Annotated in this window: 16 protein-coding genes and 1 pseudogene; 14 read left to right on the top strand and 3 right to left on the bottom strand. The window is 51.0% G+C overall.

From position 1 onward, the window contains the following. The 7 genes from B5F54_RS16555 to mobQ (B5F54_RS16520) all read left to right on the top strand — a co-directional run. Nucleotides 1-207, top strand: a 207-nt coding sequence (locus B5F54_RS16555; protein WP_442856139.1) for a transposon-encoded TnpW family protein, incomplete at its 5' end; no start/stop codon positions are given. A 1-nt stretch (nt 208) separates the two neighbouring features. Then, a complete protein-coding gene (locus B5F54_RS16550; RefSeq protein ID WP_087235261.1) occupies nt 209-2,128 on the top strand; it encodes a DUF4368 domain-containing protein in 1,920 nt (639 codons plus the stop codon). A gap of 67 nt (nt 2,129-2,195) precedes the next feature. Continuing rightward, nucleotides 2,196-2,816: a CHC2 zinc finger domain-containing protein gene (locus tag B5F54_RS16545; RefSeq protein ID WP_087235260.1), complete on the top strand. Its 621-nt coding sequence runs from the start codon at nt 2,196-2,198 to the stop codon at nt 2,814-2,816. Continuing rightward, entirely contained in the window at nt 2,794-4,173 is a 1,380-nt protein-coding gene (locus B5F54_RS16540) for a DNA primase family protein (protein WP_087235259.1), read from the top strand. Before B5F54_RS16545 ends, B5F54_RS16540 begins: the two co-directional genes overlap by 23 nt. Nucleotides 4,174-4,679: 506 nt before the next feature. Next, nucleotides 4,680-4,889, top strand: a complete 210-nt coding sequence (locus B5F54_RS16530; RefSeq protein WP_442856140.1) for an LLM class flavin-dependent oxidoreductase — start codon at nt 4,680-4,682, stop codon at nt 4,887-4,889. Nucleotides 4,890-4,893: 4 nt separating this feature from the next. Beyond that, nucleotides 4,894-5,100, top strand: a complete 207-nt coding sequence (locus tag B5F54_RS16525; RefSeq protein ID WP_087235256.1) for a DUF3847 domain-containing protein — start codon at nt 4,894-4,896, stop codon at nt 5,098-5,100. A 345-nt stretch (nt 5,101-5,445) separates the two neighbouring features. Beyond that, entirely contained in the window at nt 5,446-7,143 is a 1,698-nt protein-coding gene (mobQ, locus tag B5F54_RS16520) for a MobQ family relaxase (RefSeq protein WP_087235255.1), read from the top strand. 550 nt (nt 7,144-7,693) lie between these two features. Here mobQ (B5F54_RS16520) and B5F54_RS16515 read toward each other — a convergent pair. From B5F54_RS16515 to B5F54_RS16505, 3 genes are all read right to left on the bottom strand, one after another. After that, nucleotides 7,694-7,879, bottom strand: a complete 186-nt coding sequence (locus B5F54_RS16515; RefSeq protein WP_087235254.1) for a cysteine-rich KTR domain-containing protein — start codon at nt 7,877-7,879, stop codon at nt 7,694-7,696. Nucleotides 7,880-7,901: 22 nt separating this feature from the next. Continuing rightward, nucleotides 7,902-9,281, bottom strand: coding sequence for a hypothetical protein (locus B5F54_RS16510; protein ID WP_140400410.1), 1,380 nt, complete (start codon nt 9,279-9,281; stop codon nt 7,902-7,904). A gap of 69 nt (nt 9,282-9,350) precedes the next feature. Further along, nucleotides 9,351-10,475, bottom strand: coding sequence for a M56 family metallopeptidase (locus B5F54_RS16505; RefSeq protein WP_087235262.1), 1,125 nt, complete (start codon nt 10,473-10,475; stop codon nt 9,351-9,353). Here B5F54_RS16505 and B5F54_RS16500 point away from each other — a divergent pair. From B5F54_RS16500 to B5F54_RS16470, 7 genes and pseudogenes are all read left to right on the top strand, one after another. Then, nucleotides 10,420-11,106: pseudogene (locus tag B5F54_RS16500) on the top strand (DUF4368 domain-containing protein); the annotation flags it as partial. The gene B5F54_RS16505 and the pseudogene B5F54_RS16500 overlap by 56 nt on opposite strands. 78 nt (nt 11,107-11,184) lie before the next feature. Then, on the top strand, nt 11,185-11,364 hold the full coding sequence (locus B5F54_RS16495; RefSeq protein WP_005930684.1) for a transposon-encoded TnpW family protein: 180 nt from the start codon (nt 11,185-11,187) through the stop codon (nt 11,362-11,364). Between the two features lie 134 nt (nt 11,365-11,498). Next, complete coding sequence (locus B5F54_RS16490; protein WP_005930687.1) at nt 11,499-11,795, top strand: hypothetical protein; 297 nt, start codon at nt 11,499-11,501, stop codon at nt 11,793-11,795. Nucleotides 11,796-11,980: 185 nt separating this feature from the next. Beyond that, on the top strand, nt 11,981-12,814 hold the full coding sequence (locus B5F54_RS16485; RefSeq protein WP_002584969.1) for a methyltransferase domain-containing protein: 834 nt from the start codon (nt 11,981-11,983) through the stop codon (nt 12,812-12,814). Nucleotides 12,815-12,945: 131 nt separating this feature from the next. Next, the gene (locus B5F54_RS16480; RefSeq protein ID WP_016147288.1) at nt 12,946-13,242 is read left to right on the top strand and encodes a DUF3847 domain-containing protein; all 297 of its coding nucleotides are present in this window, start codon (nt 12,946-12,948) and stop codon (nt 13,240-13,242) included. Between the two features lie 241 nt (nt 13,243-13,483). After that, the gene (gene mobQ / locus B5F54_RS16475; protein ID WP_005930696.1) at nt 13,484-14,992 is read left to right on the top strand and encodes a MobQ family relaxase; all 1,509 of its coding nucleotides are present in this window, start codon (nt 13,484-13,486) and stop codon (nt 14,990-14,992) included. Nucleotides 14,993-15,007: 15 nt separating this feature from the next. Next, complete coding sequence (locus tag B5F54_RS16470; RefSeq protein WP_035393622.1) at nt 15,008-16,909, top strand: AAA family ATPase; 1,902 nt, start codon at nt 15,008-15,010, stop codon at nt 16,907-16,909. Nucleotides 16,910-17,009 lie beyond the last annotated feature (100 nt).

Here is a 17,009-nt window from a genome sequence, read left to right as displayed (position 1 = left end):
TCTATGGCAGATAAAAACGCCGTGTTTCTGACCCGGCACATTGGCAACACCACCTATAAAGTTCGTGTCTACCTCAGTGAAACCGCCGAGGAAACGATGGAAGATAAAATTTTGCGGCTGATCCGCAACGACGGGCTGGCAAACCAGCCGGAATGTGGTATAATGGAACTGCCACAAATGAGCCGTCCGTCTGAAAGGAGCGCCTAATATGGCAAACAGACAGACGGAAGAAAAAATCACTGCGCTCTATGAGCGCCTGTCCCGTGACGATGACCTCACGGGTGACTCGAACTCCATTCTGAACCAGAAACGTTATCTCGAAAGTTATGCAGCACAGCGGGGCTACACCAATATCGTCCACTACACAGACGATGGGTGGTCCGGCGGCAACTTTGACCGTCCCGCATGGAAGCGCCTTGTGGCGGACATCGAGGCGGGAAAGGTGGCCCATCTGCTGTGTAAGGACCTAAGTCGGATCGGCAGAAACTACCTGCAAACCGGCTTTTACACCGAGGTAATGTTCCGGCAGAATGGGGTTCATTTTGTTGCTGTCGCCAATAACATCGACAGCGAGGAACAGGACAGCGGCGAGTTTGCGCCCTTTCTCAATATCATGAACGAATGGTATCTGCGTGACCAGTCCAAAAAGGTTTCAGCAGCATACCGTGTCAAGGGCAAGGCGGGCAAGCCCACCACCAACAACGCCATCTATGGCTACAAAAAAGACCCGGAGGACAAGGATCACTGGCTGGTGGACGAGGAAGCCGCCGCCGTGGTGCGGCGGATCTTCCGGCTTGCGGTGGAGGGGCACGGCCCCCATGAGATCGCCAAGATACTCACACAGGAAAAGGTGGAGTGCCCCGCCTATTATCTGGCCCGCAACGGCAGAGGCAGCCGGAAGAACACCGTGGACACCAGCCGCCCCTATGACTGGTACGGCTTCACGGTCAGTTCTATGCTGACCAAGCCGGAGTATATGGGGCACACCGTCAATTTCCGTTCCTCCAAAAAGTCCTACCGGGATAAGCGGGTAAAAAATGACCCGTCCGACTGGCTGATTTTTGAGAACACCCACGAGGCCATTGTTGACCCGGAAACCTGGCAGCTGGCTCAGCAGGTGAAGCGGACGGTGCGCCGGACAGATACCACCGGCGTCGCCAATCCCCTGACCGGCCTTGTGTTCTGCGCCGACTGCGGAGCCAAGATGTATAACCACCGGGGCAAGCGCAAAAAGGACGGGCGGGAGTATGGAACCGACTTCTATAACTGCTCCACCTACACCCTGACCTTTGAGCGTGAAACCCAGATGTGTTTTTCCCACACCGTCAGCACCAAAGCCCTGAACGCCCTGATTCTGGAAACAATCCGCACCACCGCCAGCTATGCCATCCAGAACAAGGAGGAATTTATTCAGAAAGTTCGCAGCATTTCACAGGTTCGCCAGCAGGAAGCGGCCAAGGAGCTGAAACGCAAGGTCGCCAAAGAGCGCAAACGCAGCGCCGAGCTGGATGTGCTGATTAAAAAGCTGTATGAAACCTATGCCATGGGCAAACTGGAAGAAAAACGGTTCGAGCTGCTTTGTGCCGAATATGAGAAGGAACAGGCGGAGCTGGAACAGCTGCTTGCCTCCGAGCAGGCACAGCTGGACCAGTTTCATGAGGACACGGACCGTGCCAGCCACTTTCTGGCGCTGGCACAGAAATATACAGATTTCACCGAGCTGACCGCCCCTATGATCCATGAATTTGTGGAGAAGATTCTGGTCCATGCCCCGGACAGAAGCACCGGGGAACGGGTTCAGGAAATCGAGATTTACCTGAACTTTATCGGGAAGTTTGAAGTGCCTATGCCTGAACCCACCGAGGAAGAACTGGCTGCGGAGGAAAAGCGTCGCCAGAAGCGCATCCGTGACCATGAAAAATATCTGCGCCAGAAGGAGCGCAAACAGAAGATTGCCGAGGGGCTGATCGTTCCGGGTGAACCGTACCAGCTGGTATGCCAGTGCTGCGGAGAGCCGTTCCAGTCTGTCCGCCCCAACGCTAAATTCTGCAAACCCGCCTGCCGGGAGAAGTTCTACCGGCAGGAAAAGCGGAAAGCCAAAGAAACGGAAACATCACAAACTGCATAAAGACTGCGGCCTGCCCCAACGAACCGGGCAGGCCGCTTTTTTTATGCCCTGAAACGGAGGGATTTTCATGACACTCTTTGAACTGGTAAAACAGAATATTTGTGTGCCGGATGCGGCGGAACACTATGGGCTGCAAGTCAACCGAAACGGGATGTGCAGCTGTCCGTTCCATGAGGACCGACACCCCAGCATGAAGCTGAATGAACGATATTTTTACTGCTTCGGCTGCGGAGCCACCGGCGATGTGATCGACCTTGTGGCAAGGCTGTTTGGCCTGAACAGTTACGAAGCAGCGCAGAAGCTGGCACAGGATTTCGGGATTGACCCGGACAAGCCCCCGGCGGCAATCGCCTTACCAAAACCGGAGCGTCCTCAGCTGAAAGCATACCGGCAGGAGGAAGTACATTGCCTGCGGGTGCTGTGTGATTATCTGCATCTTCTGGAAAGCTGGAAGGTGCAGTACGCACCCAAGACACCGGAAGATGTTCTGGATGACCGGTTTGTGGAAGCCTGCCAGATGCTGGACTATGTGGAGTATCTGGCGGATTTGCTCATTGCCGCCGAACTGGAACATCGGGTGAAAATCGTGGAAATGCTGAACAAGGATGGCCTGATTGCCGGTTTGGAGGAACGGCTGGACAGGCTGAAAAAGGAGGACGGTGCCCATGAAAAACAAAGCGCAGCTTGACGGGATGCCCATCTGGTTTGATGGAAAAAGCATCAACGAAGCCCTGTTTTGTGAGGAGTTCTTGCAGACGCACAAGATCATCTTCACAAACGGGGCTTTTTTCACGCCAGAAGGCCGTGTGACAAACGAACTGCCCCTGCGGGGAGAGATTTTTGAGGAGCTGAAATGCTGTGCGGTCAGCAACATTCCCCGTAAAATCAGCAACATTGTGGAGCTGATGAAACTGGCGGCGCTGGTGGAGGATTTTCCCCCAGAGCCGGACCGGATTCATCTTTCCAACGGGACACTTTTTCTGGACGGGACCTTTGTGGAGGGAAAGCCAAAAATTGTCCGCAATCGTTTCCCCGTGTCCTACAAGCCCAACGCCCCGAAACCTGTTCTCTGGCTGCAATTTCTGGATGGCCTGCTCTACCCGGAGGACATCCCCACCTTGCAGGAATATATCGGCTACTGCCTGATTCCCAGCAATAAGGGGCAGCGGATGATGGTCATTAAGGGCAGCGGCGGCGAAGGCAAGTCACAGATCGGCGCTGTGCTGGGAACTTTGTTCGGTTCCAACATGAAGGACGGCAGCATCGGGAAAATATCGGAGAACCGGTTTGCTCGTGCCGATTTGGAGCATATCCTCCTGTGCGTGGATGACGATATGCGAATGGAAGCCTTGCGACAAACCAACTATGTAAAGTCCATCGTGACCGCCCAGGGCAAGATGGATTTGGAGCGCAAGGGCAAGCAGAGCTATCAGGGATGGATGTGCGCCCGGCTGCTGGCCTTCTCCAACGGAGATTTGCAGGCGCTGTTTGACCGGAGCGACGGATTTTACCGCCGCCAGCTGGTGTTGACTACAAAAGAAAAGCCTGCTGGCCGTATGGATGATCCCGACCTTGCCGAGAAGATGAAAGCCGAGGTGGAGGGCATCCTGCTCTGGGCTTTTGAGGGATTGCAGCGGCTGGCCGCAAACAACTTCAAGTTCACCGAAAGTGACCGCACCAGAGAAAACCGGGAAGCAGTCAAACGGGACAACAACAATGTCTATGATTTTCTGGATTCTGACGGGTATGTTCACCTGAAAGCCGATCTGTCCGCCAGCTCCAAAGAGTTGTATGAAGCATATCAGATTTACTGCACCGAAAACAACCTGCCTGCCCTGAAGCCACGCAGCTTCAGCGAAGCCCTGATCGCCTGCCAGAGCCGCTACAATCTGGAATACTGCAACAATGTGACCAACGCAGCCGGACGGCGGGTGCGTGGATTTCTGGGAATTGAGGTATTAGTGAGAAATCATATATCAGTGTTTTCCGGTGATTCGATGCGTACGTACGTACCGGAAGATGTGCCGGAGGAATGGCGGCGTTAATACTGGGGCCCCCAGCGGAACCCTGTAAAGCGGTTCCGTTGGGGAAAGGACGAGCAGCGGAACGAGTGAGCTTTCGGCTTTAGCCGGAAGCGAAGGATGTGGAGTTTGTGAGGACGCTGTACGTACGTACGCTTTGATTGGCCGTTGTTCTCCCTTTTATAGCAATTCGACGGCTATACCAGTCAGAATCACCGATCAAATCCCCATGCTAAATCAAGGCAAGTGGGAATCGAAAAGTATTTGACGGTTGGAAGAAATCATTTTGCGAAACAGTGCTTCTCACCCCGGTGAACCGGGTGCATGGAACCATGGGAAATTGCACGGTTTCAAGCCAAATCACACGAAACAGAAAAGTCGGAAGGTGCGACCTGTGGACAGGACATCACACCGGCAATTCTGGACGGATTTGTTGACGAGAGAATTTTTCACGACACAGCGAAGCGGTTATGCCAGAGGGCATACCGGCTTCGCTTTTTTATCAAGTAAATTTAGGAGGATTTTTTATGATGCCGGTACGCAACGAGATTAAGGCACAGATCGTCCGGGCGGGATACACCATGCAGGAGGTAGTTGACCGGCTCCATGAGGAATACGGCAGGTCGGACAGCGTTTCCAACCTATCGGCCAAGCTCCAGCGGGAATCTATCCGCTACAAGGAGGTTGTGGAGCTGGCTGATGTGCTGGGCTATGACCTGATCTGGCAGAAACGGAGGTAAATCTATGACAAGTGAAGAAAAGAAACTGTTGCAGGCAAAGCACCGCTTGGAGGAAGCCCAGGCACGGGATCGGGTGAAGGAGCGAAAAGCCCGGACAAGGCGGCTCATTCAGGAGGGCGCAGTGCTGGAAAAAGTGCTGCCGGAAGTACAGGCGGTAGGGCTTGACAATCTGGAAGAATACCTGCGGCGAAAGCTGGCAGGATACGATTGAAAACGGCTGGGAGGTCTCCGGGAAACCGGGGGCCTTCCTCTTTTTTATCCCGAAGGGCGCACTTACTCACCACCTGCTAAAGCAGGCGGTGGTAGCCCTCCCGTTGGTCGGGCACGTGCGCTCTCCGAGGGGGATTGCGTCTCCTGCGGGAGCCGCTGGACAAGGCTGCATTTCTGCCAAACTGCCAGCCTTGCCCATGCAGTCGGCGCAGGGGTTTCCGTTTTGGAAGCCCCTGTTCATGGGGTGGTATATTGCCACCCCATCCCGCCGCCTGCCTGCGTCAACCTGCCACCGGCAGCTTGACACAGATACAGGGCACCCCTTTCAGAAAGGACAAGGTGATTTATGGCGATTTATCATTTGGAGGCCAAGATGGTCAGCCGTGGAGCCGGACGCTCCGCCGTGGCTGCTGCGGCCTATCTGAGCTGTTCCCGGATGCTCAACGAGTATGACGGAGTGCAGCACGACTACACCCGCAAACAGGGACTTGGATGGCGGCAGGTTTTTCTGCCAGCCACCGCCCCCGCAGAGTGGCAGGATCGGGAAACCCTGTGGAACGCCGTGGAGGAAACCGAAACCGCAAAGGACAGCCGCCTCGCCCGTGAATTTGTGGCGGCGCTGCCCATAGAGTTGAGCCGGGAGGAACAAATCCAGCTCTTGCAAGATTTCATTAAGGAGCAGTTTGTTGCAGACGGAATGTGCGCTGATGCTGCCATCCATGACCCATATCCTCCCGGACACAATCCCCATGCCCACATCCTGCTGACGGTGCGCCCGCTGGATGAAAAGGGAAAATGGCAGTACAAGACCGAGAAAGAATATCTCTGTGTCAAAGATGGCGAGGAACGGGGCTTTACCGTCGCCGAGTTCAAACAGGCGCAGGCCGACGGCTGGGAGAAACAGTACCAGTACAAGGTAGGCAAAAAGAAGGTGTATATGGCCCCGTCCGCAGCGCAGGCCCAGGATTATGAACGGGTATCCAAGTATCCCAAAAGTACCAAATATGGCAGACAAAATCCCATCACGGAACGCTGGAACAGCGATGAGCAACTTGTTCTGTGGCGGGCTGCATGGGCAGATGTGGCAAACCGCCATCTGGAGCGCACCGGACATGAGGAACGCATCGACCACCGCAGCCATGCCGAGCGTGGTCTGCTGGAGCGGCCCACGGTCCATGAGGGTGTGGTTGCCAGAGCCATGGAAAAAAAGGGTATCATCTCTGACCGGTGCGAGCTGAACCGGCAGATCAAGACCGACAATGCCCTGCTCCGGGATCTGAGGGGACAGGTCAAAAAGCTGGCCCAGGCAGTTAAAAATACCATCCCGGCACTTGCCGCTGCCATGGAGAATCTGCGTAAAAATCTGCTGCTGTTCTGCTATCAGCTGAGGTATCTCCGCAAAGGCAAGGAGCGTCTGAACACTTCGCTGAATACGCTGCGCCCTGCTCTCGCACAGTACAATCAGCTTGCAAAGGACATTCGGGATAAGACGAAGGAGCGCCGCAGTCTGCTTTCCGAGAAAGAGGCGCTCTCTGCGGTTCATGTATTTCGGCACCGGGAACTGGCGGCTAAGATTGCGGCACTGACAGAGGATTTGGAGGAACTGCGTTCGGAGAAAAATCTGCTTCTGGCGTCGCTGGCATATTCCGAGGAAGATGCCGCCGATAAATTTCCCAAAGACATCGCCGCCATGGAGCAGAGCCTGAAACGGCTGGAAGAACAGGAACAGAAATATTCTGCTGAGCTGGACGCTGCCCTGGACGAGTATGCCGGGCTTCGGGAGCAGGCTCAGGACGTTGACCCGGTGCAGCTGTATGAAGCAAGGCAGGCCATCCGCCCCAGCAAGGAGCAGGAAGCGGAGAACCGAGCGCAGGAGGTTTACGGCGAGAAGTACAGCCCGCTTTTGATGTTTGACAGCAAAAAGGTGGTTTCCCGTATGCTACATGAAGATATAGAGCGAAAGGCAGTACGGAGAATAGTGCGGCAGTCGCAAAAGGAACAACAAGTCTCCAACAAGATGCAATATAAAGCTCAAGAGCGCTAAGGTATACCGGTTCGCCATGCTCTCCATCTTGGTACTGTATATGAAAACTTTCTCGTACTCGATCTCCTCTTGCTCCGCAGCCTCCGATATGCGGTTGCTTACGCCTTCAAAATAGGCGTCATCCTACTTTCTTGCAGACCATGATAGTGCCTGTTCAACGGCAGGGAGATACTGGTCACCGGTTAGAATTTTTTCGGCAAGTAAGCTCTGGTCGTATTTTGTCGAAATTTCTCCTGTTTCACGGCGGCCCCTTCCTAAAGCCGCCGTATCAACGTATAGAGGCGTCACTCCTTTGTCGAAGGTATAAGGAACGGCGGCCTTGATTTTATCAAGGCCGCCGCAAGTGAATTATTGAGGGGATGGTAATTGCCTGTTGAACGACGGCTTTTTTACCGTTATTCAACAGTTATCTTTTAGGCTATTTTATATCCTCGCATTGATAACATGATCGCATAATTACTCATGCAATTCATTAAAGGCACAAAAGAAGTCTTATTGAAAAGCCAATGCTAAAAAAGCAGAGCCGATGACTATGAGGTTCTTCTCATGCTCATCGGCTCTGCGTCTTTGCGTCTGGCTCTTTGATGACAACCATATTCATTTGTTTTACATTAATTAAGGTTTCTTGCTTACATTTCGGACAATAGAGTGGGAAATTTTGAAGTACCGTATCATTGCGAACTTGTATACGTGTTTTGCCCTTACATAGTGGACAAAGAAGCCATTCGTAGGCCATAACAACTCTCCTTGTTCTACTACTACCATACCTGCCATCGCATTACAAATGCATAAAAGTATAAGGTATACAGGATTCCACTTATGATAGATATTGGTATGTTAATCGTTGCTTTTTTACTTACGAGTGATACCGCAAGCGGAACTGGAATTAGTGTAATCAAATACCTTGGGGCACTTAATAACCATGTCGCACCAATAGCGATTAAAAAGTATGATATGTACCATGCTGTATAGCTGGGACGCATTAACCTAACCGCAAAAATCATTATTATCAAACTACTAAAAATAGCAATGAGATTAGGCAACCAAAGCCCTAATAGGTTCGTGCTATTTGATGAGTAAGAATTAATTGCCTCTTCTAACTGGTAGCAAGCTGTGTTAAAGAACCATCCAAGTTGTTGGTTCCAGTGCATTTTCTGGTATTCTAAAAACTTAAATGGATTTCCAGCAACAAAATAGTTTATAAGGCAATACGCTCCAAAGCCCAGAAAAACCAAAAGTGATTCCAAAAACTTTTCTATGAAATGCCGTATAGGGATTTTTTCTTTTGGCGTATTTTTGAACTCAGCGACAAGTTCAAAAAATAGCGGGACAAATAGTGTCAGTCCAAGAGATCGGGTAAATGCCGCAAGGGTACCAAACAAACAACCAAGCAACCACCTCTTTGTTCTTGCAAAATAGAGGCAGGATGCACACAGCAGCAAAAACAAACTTTCACTCATAGGCGCTGTGAAGAAAAATGCACCAGGAAGTAGACAGAAATACTTGATAGTACGGATAGCAGTTTGGTGGTCAAAATCCAAAAGAAGCAACCGATAAATTACACAGCCAGCGCCAGCAAAAGAAAGCAGCGAAACAAGCAACCCAGAATATAGATAGTTGTATAGAATACAATTGACCAAGCGTACCACAATTGGGTAGCCAGGAAGAAATACGAGTTGGACAAGGCGATCCACATCACCTTCAGATAGGTACCAGTCACGAGCGATTGCAAGGTAGTGGTAACTATCAGTACAAGTCCAAAACTCAAGACTATCGACAAATGTTTCTTGATAGCCTATTATGCGTCTGAGTAAAAACGCTGCTACTATGACACTGAGGTTAACTAAAATCAATGAGAAAAAGATTTTTAGCTCGATATTTTTATATGCCATTTTGTGGGTAGGCACTTGTTCAACTTTAGTGATTCTAAGAACAGAGCGCCTTCGCCAAAAAAACATCCATTCTGGGACAAAGCGCAGGCAAACTATTGCAAACAATACTGCACTCAAAAGTGCGGAGCAAAAGCCTGGAATACTCACAACTTTACTACTGCACCATACAAGGAACGCACCAATGAGTACGGCTAATCCACCAAGGGAGATCAAAAGTTCGAGTTTATCCTGAGTACTTCTTTTCATTTTCTGTTGGTCATGCAGAAGCATACTCGGTTTTTGAGTACACCTACATTCTCCTTTCTAAAGTTTAGATCACCCGATGTTTATTTCAGAACTGCTAATACTGATTTTTCCAGCTGATACATTTAAGATGAAAAAATTGTATTCTCCGTCCTCTGGAATTGTAATGGGCAACGTTGTTGATCCAATAAAGATACGCGGATTTGATACAATAGTATAGTTTCCATCTTTTTGGTACCCAAGGTACACACTCCATCCGTCCTCGGCGTTTTCGACAGGGACAACATCTAAAGTAATCATCACCGTTTGCCCCGATTTGAGAGACCACGTTCCCCCATTGTTTGTATAAGTAGCCATGTGAGCATTTGATTCTTCATGTGGGCCTGAAATGCCATTTATACAATTCACGGTTTCACCATAAAAATTTGTGTTATCAATCCTTGTATCTGTGTAGTTGGAGTTGATGGAATCATTTATGGAACGAGATATTACTTTGCCATCTGTAGTAAGCAGTTCCGTACTATAAGGTTCGGCATAATTAGTTTGTAAAGGGGCTTCACACGCAAATGCTACAAATATGTTTGTGAAGCAAACGAGTAGTAGAGCTGCCATAGCAACGGATAGACAAGAAGCTTTTTTATATTTCATGATTGAAATAATTCTTTCCTCGGCAGAATTCGTGCTAAAGTAACTCCTAATGGGAGAATATGCATTGCGTGCTTCAGCAATTTCAATCAGTGCGTAAGCATATTCTTTTTTCGTCGTTTTATTTGCACCAAAATGTTTTAAGACCTCTTCATCGCAGGTCATCTCCAAGTCCCGGTTCAGTAATATTGACATAACCCACACCAATGGATTGAACCAATGCACACAAACGGCACATAATATAAAGACTTTGCGAAGCATATCGAAGCGCCGCAAATGGAAATACTCGTGAGTTAAGACATAAGAAATGGACTGCGTGTTATTTATGTCCATTGTTTTAGGAAGGATAATTCGTGGACTAATAATCCCAACTGCAAGCGGAGTAGTAATTCTATCTGATTGTAAAATTCTTAGCGGTCTATACAGAGTGTGCTTTGACTGCCATTCCACTATAGTTGGGGTATTGGTAACAGGTATAGAAAAACGAAGTTCTTGATACTCTATCAGCAACCGGGCGGAGTTTGAAGCCTTAGTGAAAAAGAACCTTGCCATGCAGCAGACCGACCAGACCAAGAAGCAGCAGAAACGTATCCCGCAAATCACGACACGCCTTGAACAGATTGACAAGGTGCTGAATAAGCTCTATGAGGACAACGCCCTCGGCACTATCCCGCAAGACCGCTATGAGCAAATGTCGCAAAAATATTCGGAAGAATACTACACACTGAAAACGGAGCTTGCCACACTCCAAGAGCAGCTATCCGCTTATGAGAACGCGGGAGGGCGGGCGCAGAAGTTTTTGAAGCTGACGGAACGCTATGCCGCCTTTACTGACCTGACCCCCGCCATTCTCAACGAGTTTATCAGCCGGATTGAAGTGCATGAGCGCGACAAGAAAAGGGCAAAACAGGCTGTTCAGCACATCGGGATATATTTTAACTATATCGGCAGATTTGAGAACGAAGTGACGCAGCTTGCAGAGCCTACGGAGCAGGAAGTCCGGCAAATGCGGGAGGAAATCGAAGAAGCCCAAAAGGAAAAGAGCCGCGCCTACCACCGGCAGTATTCAAGGGAGTACCGGGCGCGAAACCTTGAAAAGCAACGGGAATATGACCGCATGAAAGCGCGGGAATACCGGGCAAGGAGAAAGGCGCAGGCCGCCGCCGCAGCACCCGCACAGTAAAACAGAATACCGACAACTAAGAGGGATTTTCCGGGCTACGGGAAATCCCTTTTTCGCGCCCGGAGAAAGGAGCCGCCTATGGCAGAACAGACCCCCGACAGTATCATCACGACACAGAAGAACGGACAGACCATCGTTGCGGAATTGTTTTTCAATCACAGCGGCACAGAAACATTCCGCGACAAGCTGCTCAAAGTGATACTTGCCGACAGCTTGCAGGACGGTCAAGAGCCGGAAAAATCGGAAATTTTGCGATAACAGCCGCCCCGACGATACATTCCCCGTCCGGGCGGTTTTTATCGTCAAAAACGCCGTTTTCTCCAAGTCAAGAGCCGGAGAAAACACCCGAAAAATGCCCCTATTGCGTAACAGGGGCGCAGAAAGGAGAGTTTATGCGAACAGGGCTTCCCAAGCAAAAAAAGACCACAGACATCTGGTTTGATGAGAAAGACCCGTTGATCCATATCCGTACCCACAATACCGACTTGAAGAAGCGGCTTGCCGCCTATGCCGAGCAGCACCCCGATGTGTGCCGCCAGACCGACGCAGACCCGGAAACGGGCTGCATGGAGTTTGACATTGAGAAAGGCCGCTTCTCTTTCCGTCTGACCGCCCCATACAGCGAGGAACGGCGGGAAGCGGCGCGGCGGTACGCCAGAGAGAGCAACGCCGCCGACAGGCTGAAATAGAGTGGAAATGTTCATAGTTTTGTGCTATACTTTTTCTAAAAGCAGAGTAATACTGCGGAATTGATTGGAGGACAACACAATGGTTACATTTATGAGATTAAGATAAAACCGCGAGTTATGTTGCGGTTATCCGTATTGCATAACTCGCTTATTGAAGCAGAGATGTAATTACGGAGGAAAAACAAATGAATAATAATTTATCACGCTTTGCAGACAGCAAGGTTTATTTTCAATGCCCAATTTGCACAAAATCAATGGATATACAAGGCAATAGCCTAATTTGTAGACATGGACATTGCTTTGATATTTCAAGATATGGGTATGTAAATTTGTTGTTAAAATCATCGCCCAAAACCAACTACAGCAAGCGGTCTTTTGACAACCGGCACCAAATTTTGGAGTATGGCATGTATGATGTTGTGTTGGAGAAAATCATACAGTTTATTTCTGATACGCCATCTATAAGAAACATTTTAGATGTTGGTTGCGGCGAGGGTTTCTATGCAAGGCAGATACAGCAAAGAACAGAACGAAACATCTTTGCCTTTGACTTGTCAAGGGAGGCAATACAGATTGCATCAAAAAAAGACAAGCGCAAAGCAGTGAAGTGGTTTGTTACTGACTTATCAAAAATCCCTTTGAAAGACGGAAGTATGGATTGTATTTTAGACATATTTTCGCCTGCACACTACAAAGAATTTCAGCGATTGCTATCTCCTAACGGATATGTTGTGAAAGTAATTCCTACGAAAAATCATTTGAGGGAAATCAGGACTAAAGTGCAAGCACACTTGAAAAATCCAGATTATTCAAATGAGTCTGTCGTTGAATATTTTGAGAAATATCTTAAAACCATTTCAAGAGAAACGGTTTCAGCCACCGTACAGTTGTCATCAGAACAAAGAATGTCGTTTATTGAAATGACGCCGCTTCTCTTTTGCGTTGAAAAAGATTGCGTTGATTGGCGTACTCTCACACATTTGACAATCGAAGCTGATGTTTTAATAGGAATGTATTAAAGGGCGTATTGATATTTAATATTCCCATTTATTGAGCAGAACGGAGTAAACCAAACACCCTAATCAAAAGGACAGCCGAGGAAATCGACTGTCCTTTTTCTATGCCGACAGGTAGAAAGGAGTGACCACCCATGACGAAACCGAGAGAAAAAAACCGCGAGGAATTGCAAGCCGAGATTGAGGACGGGAAGAAGAAAATCCGGCAGCTTGAAAACCGGGAAAAGGTGTTGCGGCAAAAGTTATCCCAAGAGGAACGCAGGACGCGCAGCCATCGGCTGATCGTCCGGGGTGCGGTCTTTGAGAGCATTGTGCCGGAAGCCAAGACCATGACCGACGAGGAAGCCGCCGCCTTTCTCCGGCTTGCCTTGACGAGCGAGGAAGCGCGGGCTTATCTGAAAAAACGCACCAAGGGCGGGAAAAGCGAATAATCCCTTTGGCACAAAAGGCGCACTTATACACCCTTACGGGTGCGTGCGCTCTGCCGAGGGCTTGTCGGCACAGAGAGAAAGCCGCTTGCTTCCCTCTCTGACCGACATTGGCGGCTTTGCCGCAACAAGGGGCTGCACCCCTTGCGCCGCTTACGCGGCTATCCCTGCACACCCACAAAAACAGTACACCCGCCGTTGGCGTCTGTACCATTTTTGCGGGTTTTATTATCCTATCCGGGAGGTGATACCCATAGCCATCTACCATTGTAATATCAGCATTGTCAGCCGGGGCAAGGGCAAATCAGCCGTTGCCGCAGCCGCCTACCGAAGCGGCGAAAAGTTGACAAATGAGTGGGACGGAATGACCCACGACTACACCCGCAAAGGCGGTGTTGTCCATACGGAAATCCTACTGCCGCCCAATGCCCCGCCCTCTTTCTCTGACCGTTCAACCTTGTGGAACAGCGTGGAGCTTTACGAGAAAGCCGGGAACGCCCAGCTTGCCAGAGAGATTGACGCGGCGCTTCCCATAGAGTTATCCAGAGAGGAACAGATCCGGCTTGTCCGGGAATACTGTTCCTCTCAATTTGTTTCCAGAGGAATGTGCGTTGATTACGCCATTCACGACACCGGCAAGGGCAATCCCCATTGTCACATCATGCTTACCATGCGCCCCCTTGACGAGCGCGGCGCATGGGCGGCGAAGTCCAAAAAGGAATATGACCTTGATGAAAACGGCGAGCGTATTCGCTTGCCAAGCGGCAAATACAAGGCCCGCAAAGTTGACCTGACCGGCTGGAACGACAAGGGCAACGCGCTTTTATGGCGCAAGGCATGGGCGGATATTTCAAACGCCTACCTTGAACGCGCCGGAAGCCCGGAGCGCATCGACCACCGCAGCAACGCCGAGCGCGGCATTGACGAGCTGCCCACCGTCCACATGGGCGTGGCGGCCTGTCAAATGGAGAAGAAAGGCATAGCCACCGAGAAAGGCGAGCTGAACCGGAATATCCAAAAAGCAAACCGCCTTATCCGGGAAATCCGGGCGCAGATTGGAAAGCTCAAAGAATGGATTGGCGAACTGTTCAAGGCGCGGGAAACCGCCCCGGAGCAGCCCCCGCAATCCCCCGGCCTTGCAAATCTGCTGATGAAGTATTTAAGCGTTCAGAGAGAAAAGAGCCGGAAGTATTCGCAGAGTTGGCAAAGGCAGCACACCGCCGACGAACTGAAAACCGTTGCAAAGGCGGTCAACTATCTTTCCGAGCATGGCATTTCCACCCTTGACGAGCTGGACGCTGCCCTTTCCTCTGTCAGCGACCAAGCCGACGCTATCCGGGAGGGCATGAAAACCGCCGAGAAGCGCATGAAAGAATTGCAAAAGCTGATTGAATACGGGAAGAACTACACCGAGTACAAGCCCATTCACGACGAGCTGAAAAAGCTGAAAAATGGCTGGACGAGCAAGCGCGACAAGTACGAGGAAGCCCACCGCGCCGAGCTTACGCTATGGAACGCAGCGAGCCGCTATCTCCATGCAAATCTGCCGAAAGGGACAAAGACCTTGCCTATCTCTGAATGGGAAAAAGAGTACGCCACTCTCAGCGGGCAGAGAACAGCGGAATATACCAAGCTGAAAGAAACCCGCGCCGAGGTTGCCGAGCTGCACAATATCCGCAAGTGTGTTGACATTGCGCTGAAAGCCGACCAGCCGGAGCAGACCCGCGCCAAGCGGCACGACTTAGAACGATGAAAGGAGTTGAGCTTTTTGTATTACACCCAAGAACAGATAGACCGGGCGAACCAAGCCGACCTTGTTTCTTTCCTGCAATCACAGGGCGAGCAGCTTACCCGCGCCGGGAATGAATACCGCTGGAAACGGCACGACAGCTTGACCGTCCGGGGAAACAAGTGGTACAGGCACAGCCAGAGCAAGGGCGGCGGCCCCGTTGATTTTGTTATGGAGTTTTTCGGCAAGAGCTTCACCGAAGCCGTAGAACTTCTCACAGGAGAAAAGGGAGCCGCACCGCCGCCGGACAGACCTTGCCCCGCGTCCCTATCCGACTTCCGGCTACCACCCCCAAACAGCGACAACCGAACAGCGAGGAACTACCTCACAACAGCCCGCCGCATTGATGAAGATGTGACGGGCTTTTTCTTTGCCCGCGGCGATATTTACGAGGACGCAGCCCACCACAACGCCGTATTTGTGGGGCGGGACGAGGACGGAATACCGCGCTACGCCCACAGCAAAGGAACGGCGGGAAACTTCCGGCTTGATGTGAAAGGCAGCGACAAAGCCTTTAACTTCTGTTACCGGGGCGAGGGCGAAAGATTGTTTGTCTTTGAAGCACCCATTGACCTGATCTCTTTCCTCTGCCTGTTCAAAAAGGAATGGCAGAAGCAAAGCTACCTGTCATTGGGCGGCGTGGGAGAAAAAGCCCTGCTCCGCTTTCTCTCTGACCGTCCGAACATCAAGACCGTTTACCTCTGCCTTGACAGCGATGAAGCCGGGAACGACGCTTGCAGCCGCCTTGTAAAGCTCATGCCGGAGGGCTATACCGTCCACCGGCTTATCCCTCTTTTCAAGGATTGGAACGAGGTATTGCAGCACCGGGCAGAAATCACAGACGGGAAGTATATCCGGGAAGCTGTTTACGGCTTGAAAGAGCCGCCGCAGGAAGAAACCGTCGAGATTATCCGCATGAGCGAGGTTGACACGCAGACCGTTGAATGGCTATGGGAGCCGTATATCCCGTTTGGGAAAGTAACCATTGTGCAAGGCAACCCCGGCGAGGGCAAGACCACCTTTGCCCTACGCCTTGCCGCCGCTTGTACCAACCGCAAGCCGTTCCCCCACATGGCAGCGCATGAGCCATTCAATGTGATTTACCAGACCGCCGAGGACGGTTTGGGCGACACCATCAAGCCCCGCCTTATGGAAGCCGAAGCAGACCTTGACCGTGTTCTTGTCATTGATGAGAGCAAGCAGGGGCTTTCCCTTTCCGACGAGCGCATAGAGAGAGCTATCCGGCAGACCGGGGCGCGGCTGATTATCCTTGACCCCATACAGGCGTACATGGGCGAAAAGACCGACATGAACAGGGCAAACGAGGTGCGCCCCATGTTCCGCCGCCTTGCCGATGTTGCCGAGCGTACCGGGTGCGCCGTTATCCTTATCGGACACTTGAATAAAGCCGCCGGAGGACAGAGCGCATACCGGGGCTTAGGTTCTATTGACTTCCGCGCCGCAGCAAGGAGCGTCCTGCTGATTGGGCGCGTGAAGCGGGAGCCAAATGTGCGCGTTATCGTCCATGACAAATCTTCCCTTGCGCCGGAGGGCAAGCCCGTTGCCTTTTGCCTTGACCCGGAAACGGGCTTTTCGTGGATAGGCGAGTATGACATTACCGCCGACGAGCTGCTATCCGGCGCGGGCGGCAACACGGCCACCAAGACCGAACAGGCGGAACGGCTGATACTTGACCTGCTTGCAGACGGGAAAGAGCTTGCCAGCGAGGAAATTGTAAAGGCCGCAGCCGAAGCCGGAATATCTGAAAGGACGGTGCAGAACGCCAAGCGCAACATGGGCGGTGTTTTGGATGCAAGGCGCGTCGGCGGTCAATGGTACAACTTCATCAAGAAGAAGCAGCCGCCCGAACCCGCAAGCTGAAAACGCAAAGTGCAGACCCTTTGCGCTTTGCACTTTCGCGCTTTCACTTTGATTGTGCGTCAATAACTCAAAATAGCACTTGACAAAACGCTTCATGGGG

Source organism: Anaeromassilibacillus sp. An250 (genome assembly GCF_002159845.1).
Classification (GTDB): Bacteria; Bacillota; Clostridia; order Oscillospirales; family Acutalibacteraceae; genus Anaeromassilibacillus; species Anaeromassilibacillus stercoravium.
The sequence above is the reverse complement of the archived record's forward strand: the minus strand, read 5'-3'. Positions and strand labels throughout refer to the sequence as shown.

Coding starts and splice junctions, on each gene's coding strand:
- B5F54_RS16515 (WP_087235254.1), bottom strand. CDS start 7,879: ATGGCCTACGAATGGCTTCTTTGTCCACTATGTAAGGGCAAAACACGT.
- B5F54_RS16495 (WP_005930684.1), top strand. CDS start 11,185: ATGGCAGAACAGACCCCCGACAGTATCATCACGACACAGAAGAACGGA.
- mobQ (WP_087235255.1), top strand. CDS start 5,446: ATGGCGATTTATCATTTGGAGGCCAAGATGGTCAGCCGTGGAGCCGGA.
- B5F54_RS16505 (WP_087235262.1), bottom strand. CDS start 10,475: ATGGCAAGGTTCTTTTTCACTAAGGCTTCAAACTCCGCCCGGTTGCTG.
- B5F54_RS16485 (WP_002584969.1), top strand. CDS start 11,981: ATGAATAATAATTTATCACGCTTTGCAGACAGCAAGGTTTATTTTCAA.
- B5F54_RS16510 (WP_140400410.1), bottom strand. CDS start 9,281: ATGAAAAGAAGTACTCAGGATAAACTCGAACTTTTGATCTCCCTTGGT.
- B5F54_RS16540 (WP_087235259.1), top strand. CDS start 2,794: ATGAAAAACAAAGCGCAGCTTGACGGGATGCCCATCTGGTTTGATGGA.
- B5F54_RS16550 (WP_087235261.1), top strand. CDS start 209: ATGGCAAACAGACAGACGGAAGAAAAAATCACTGCGCTCTATGAGCGC.
- B5F54_RS16525 (WP_087235256.1), top strand. CDS start 4,894: ATGACAAGTGAAGAAAAGAAACTGTTGCAGGCAAAGCACCGCTTGGAG.
- B5F54_RS16490 (WP_005930687.1), top strand. CDS start 11,499: ATGCGAACAGGGCTTCCCAAGCAAAAAAAGACCACAGACATCTGGTTT.
- B5F54_RS16480 (WP_016147288.1), top strand. CDS start 12,946: ATGACGAAACCGAGAGAAAAAAACCGCGAGGAATTGCAAGCCGAGATT.
- B5F54_RS16545 (WP_087235260.1), top strand. CDS start 2,196: ATGACACTCTTTGAACTGGTAAAACAGAATATTTGTGTGCCGGATGCG.
- B5F54_RS16530 (WP_442856140.1), top strand. CDS start 4,680: ATGCCGGTACGCAACGAGATTAAGGCACAGATCGTCCGGGCGGGATAC.